The following is a 4,687-nucleotide window of genomic DNA, read 5'->3' on the forward strand; positions in this document are numbered from 1 at the left end:
GCATTCCTCCTTGACGGCTCGGAAAGGTGCACGGCCTAAGAGCCGCGGCGAGAAGAATGCGCAGCAGATATGTCAAACACAGCTCCCACATGTTGCGTCTCCGTGAAGTACTCAGCACGAGCCGAAGTCCGCACAGCATGCCCAGGGGAGATCCACAGCTCGGCATTCTGCTGTTGATGTACGGGAAACATGCCGGTTATCGGTTGTCCCTAACGTAGCCACGTTGGTCGCCCGCGAATCAGATGCGGGCACGTCACAGCGATAGGAAGTCAATGAGCGGAAATGCTGTCCGGCTGCAGGCGATCAATAATGTCGAGGCCTACGTGCCCCCGGCAATCAGCTTTGTGGTCGGTGAAGAGCCGGGTGAGGTGTTCGGCGCGAACGTCTTTAGCAAGGCCGTGATGCAACAGCGGCTTCCCAAGTCGGTCTACAAGTCGGTGACCGCCACAATCGAGCAGGGCGCCAAGCTGGACCCGGCCGTCGCCGATGCCGTCGCGTCGGCGATGAAGGACTGGGCACTGGAGAAGGGTGCGACGCACTACGCGCACGTCTTCTACCCGTTGACCGGTCTGACCGCGGAGAAGCACGACAGCTTCCTCGAACCTGTCAGCGACGGTGCGACTCTGGCCGAGTTCGCGGGCAAGACCCTGATCCAGGGCGAGCCGGATGCGTCCAGTTTCCCCAGCGGCGGGCTGCGCAACACCTTCGAGGCGCGGGGATACACCGGCTGGGACGTCACCAGCCCCGCATACATCCTCGAAAACCCCAATGGCAATACTTTGTGCATCCCGACCGTGTTCGTGTCGATGACCGGTGAGGCTCTCGACCACAAGACCCCGCTGCTGCGCAGTCAGCAGGCGATGGGCGAGCACGCCGAGCGCATCCTGAAACTGTTCGGCCACAGCAGCTTCGATCACATCGTGTCCTTCTGCGGTCCGGAGCAGGAGTACTTTCTGGTGGACCGCCACTTCTTCCTGGCTCGCCCCGACCTGATCAACGCCGGTCGCACGTTGTTCGGCGCCAAGCCGCCGAAGGGCCAGGAGTTCGACGACCACTACTTCGGTGCGGTGCCCGAGCGTGTTCTCGGTTTCATGATGGATACCGAGCGTGAACTGTTCAAACTCGGTATCCCGGCCAAGACCCGGCACAACGAGGTCGCGCCCGGCCAGTTCGAGATCGCCCCGATGTTCGAGCGCGCCAATATCGCCTCGGACCATCAGCAGCTGCTCATGACGACGTTCAAGACGATCGCCAAGAAGCACGGCATGGAGTGTTTGTTCCACGAGAAGCCCTTTGCCGGAGTCAACGGTTCGGGCAAACACGTCAACTTCTCGCTGGGGAACTCGCAGTTCGGCAGCCTGCTGGTGCCGGGCGATACACCGCATGAGAATGCACAGTTCCTGGTCTTCTGCGCTGCGGTGATCCGGGCCGTGCACAAATTCGGTGGGCTGCTCCGGGTTTCAGTGGCTTCAGCCACCAACGATCACCGCCTCGGCGCTAATGAGGCCCCGCCTGCCATCATCTCGATTTTCCTCGGCGATCAGCTAGCAGATGTGTTCGAGCAGATTGCCAAGGGTGCGGCAACCTCGTCAAAAGGCAAGGGCAGCATGATTATCGGCGTCGACACCCTCCCAGTCCTGCCCACCGATCCAGGCGACCGCAACCGCACCAGCCCGTTCGCCTTCACCGGCAACCGCTTCGAGTTCCGCGCACCGGGATCGATGCAGACCGTGGCAGCGCCGATGGTCACGATCAACACGATCATGGCCGAATCGCTCGACTACATCGCCACCGTCCTGGAGAAGGAGGTCGCCGACGGCACGGACTTCGACAAGGCCGTTCAGCAGCTCCTCACCGACATCATCACCGAACACGGTGCGGTGGTGTTCAACGGCGACGGCTACTCCGAGGAGTGGCAGACCGAGGCGGCCGTTCGCGGCCTGCCGAACCTGAAGACCACCTTGGACGCACTGCCCGAGCTGATCAAGCCGGACGCCCTCGAGCTGTTCGACAAGTACAAGGTCTTCAACGACCGGGAGATGCACAGCCGTTACGAGATCGGCCTCGAGCAGTACGCGCTGACCATTCACGTCGAGGCGAAGCTGTCCTTGGAACTGGGTTCGACGGTGGTGCTCCCCGCGGCTGTGCGCTACCAGACCGAGATCGCCCAGAATGTCGCCGCGCTGAAGGCCGCCGGGGTTGAACCCAGCACCACCTTGTTGGAGGACGTGTCGGCTCCCATCTCTGATCTGATCAACGCGCTCGCCGATCTCAGAAAGGGAGTCGAGAGTGACTTCGCGACCACCGCGCTGGAGGAGGCAGAGCACGCCCAGAGCCTGCTGCCGGCGATGGATGCGGTGCGTGCCGCCGCCGACGTTCTCGAGGGGATAGTGGCCGACGATCTCTGGCCACTGCCGACCTACCAGGAGATGCTCTACATCCTCTAAGACACGGCACGCACTTCTGCCGTCGCACCCCGTTTGTTCGGGGTGTGACGGCAGAAGTGTTGTGCGGCATATCAGCCGCTTGCGCGTACGCGGTCGGTGAGGTCGCCGTCCTGCAGATTGAGCGGGAGCAGGTCGAGACACTGGTACACCGCAACCCCTTGCTCATGCAGGAGTTTGGCCGCACGATCGAAGAACGAAGGGCCAACGTCCGCCGGGCCATCACCACCGGCGAGCTCGCTCAGAGCCACCGTGACTAGGCCCAGTCAGGTCCTGGCCAACAGGGGCGGTGCCTGCGTATGCCGCATATAGCCGCCCATGTGTTATCTGACCACCTACGTGCAACGTAACATCCATCACATGTTTGCTACTGATGCGACGATCGTTTCGATCGTCGGGCATTCGGGGTTTCTGACACACGGACAGCCCGACAGTTCACACTTCCGGCCCCGTCCATGAGACGGTATCTCTCACTATGGATAGCGAGGCAAGTGTCCACCAGTACCTCTCCTACGAGGAGTTCGGCAGGGCGTTCTTCGAGATAGCCGTCAGCGAAGCCCGGGTAAAGGCCGCGGTCGCGTCGATCGCCGGCGAGCCGTTCGAGGTCGGCCCGATGGCCCAAGGGCCTGGCAAAATCGCGAAGGTTACCGCGAAGGTCCAGATCCTGGACCCGATCGTCACCCGGAACGGCGGGGAGATCATCACCTTCGACATCCAGGTGCCGCTGGCCATCGATCTCTTGATCGACCTGAAGCTCGACAAGAGCCGGTTCAACGTCGCGGGCAACATCAACCTCAAGGCGACCGCCCGCGCCGCCGCGCCGTTGCAGCTGATCATCGATGTCGCGCCGCCCGGCCCCTCGGACATCACAGTCGACGTGTCCTCGACCACCATCCGTGGGGAGCTGCTACGCATTTTGGCGGGGGTTGACCAGCTCATCAGCCGGTTCATCGCCAAATACGTCGCCAATGAGGTCGACAACCCCAAGGCCATGGCGGCTCGCACGATCGATGTCGCACACCGACTCGATTCGGCCTGGACGGGCGTTTGATCGACCTCTCGGCCTGGATGCCCGTCACGACGGGGGAGTCCGGAGCCTTGGTCTACCGGTCGCCCGAGGGCTCGCGCTACGCGAAAGTGGGCGGCGACAGCCTCGAGGACGAACGAGATCGCATCGAATGGCTTAGTGCTCAAGATGTCCCGGGCCCGACCGTTCTCGACTGGACCACAGGGGCCGGCGGTCCGGTGCTGGTCACCGCGGCGGTCGAGGGCATACCGGCCGATCAGCTCCACGCGGAGGACCTGGACAGGGCATGGCCTGCCATCGCCGATACGGTGCGGCGGCTGCACGCGATACCGACAGCCGACTGTCCCTTCACGCGGGATCTCGCCGCCACCATGGCGCTGGCGCGTGACGTGGTGGCCCGCGACGCCGTCAACCCGGACTTCCTGCCCGACCGGGATCGTGCGGTTCCTGCGGCCGAGCTCCTGGCCCGCGTCACCGGCCAGCTTCCTGAACGCTTTGCCCAGGAACCCGGTGACCTGGTGGTGTGCCACGGTGACCTGTGCCTGCCGAACATCCTCATCGTTCCGGCAGATTTCTCGGTGGCCGGACTCATCGACCTCGGCAGACTTGGGCTGGCCGACCGACATGCGGATCTCGCGCTGCTCTTCGCCACTTCCCGCGAGACCTGGCCCGAAGACACCCGCGCCGGCACGGCGCGCGCACGGTTCCTGAACAGCTACGGAACACCTGCGGACCCTGATCGATTGGAGTTCTACCTGCAGCTCGATCCGCTCACCTGGGGTTAGTATTTCATGCTTGACTTATATAAGTAGAACCTTCTAATATCGCGGTGTGCACGCCTTCGACATCCTCGGGGACCCGGTGCGCCGCCGCATTCTGGAGCTGATTCACGCGGGGGAGATGACCTCCGGTGCTGTCGCCGAGGTAATCCGCTCGGAATTCGCGATTAGTCAGCCCGCCGTATCGCAACACCTGAAGGTATTGCGCGACAACGGATTCGCGACAGTTCGCACCGAGGGAACCCGCCGTCTCTACAGCGTGGACACCGCGCCGCTGCGCGAGGTGGATCGCTGGCTGGATACCTTTCGCCGCAACTGGACTCCACATCTGGACGCACTCGGCACCGAAATCGCTCGCGGCAGGCGTCAACGCCGCACAACCACCACGCCCAAGGAGAGTGCCTCGTGATAGACGTCGAACACCAGCTCAACGCCGT

Annotated in this window: 5 protein-coding genes; all 5 read left to right on the forward strand. The window is 63.0% G+C overall.

The window, feature by feature from the left end; genetic code table 11:
• Positions 1–272: 272 nt before the first annotated feature.
• The gene (locus tag B4394_RS21435; protein ID WP_078312878.1) at positions 273–2,447 is read left to right on the forward strand and encodes a glutamine synthetase III family protein; all 2,175 of its coding nucleotides are present in this window, start codon (positions 273–275) and stop codon (positions 2,445–2,447) included.
• A gap of 44 nt (positions 2,448–2,491) precedes the next feature.
• Entirely contained in the window at positions 2,492–2,704 is a 213-nt protein-coding gene (locus B4394_RS21440; RefSeq protein ID WP_139360361.1) for a hypothetical protein, read from the forward strand.
• Between the two features lie 215 nt (positions 2,705–2,919).
• Entirely contained in the window at positions 2,920–3,495 is a 576-nt protein-coding gene (locus B4394_RS21445) for a hypothetical protein (protein ID WP_078312876.1), read from the forward strand.
• A gap of 17 nt (positions 3,496–3,512) precedes the next feature.
• Positions 3,513–4,256 carry an APH(3'') family aminoglycoside O-phosphotransferase gene (locus B4394_RS21450; protein WP_170915078.1) on the forward strand — a complete coding sequence of 248 codons (744 nt, stop codon included), beginning with the start codon at positions 3,513–3,515 and terminating at the stop codon, positions 4,254–4,256.
• Positions 4,257–4,302: 46 nt separating this feature from the next.
• Positions 4,303–4,659, forward strand: coding sequence for an ArsR/SmtB family transcription factor (locus B4394_RS21455; protein WP_078312874.1), 357 nt, complete (start codon positions 4,303–4,305; stop codon positions 4,657–4,659).
• Positions 4,660–4,687: the final 28 nt, after the last annotated feature.

It is taken from the genome of Mycobacterium sp. D16Q16, from assembly GCF_002013745.1.
Classification (GTDB): domain Bacteria; phylum Actinomycetota; class Actinomycetes; order Mycobacteriales; family Mycobacteriaceae; genus Mycobacterium.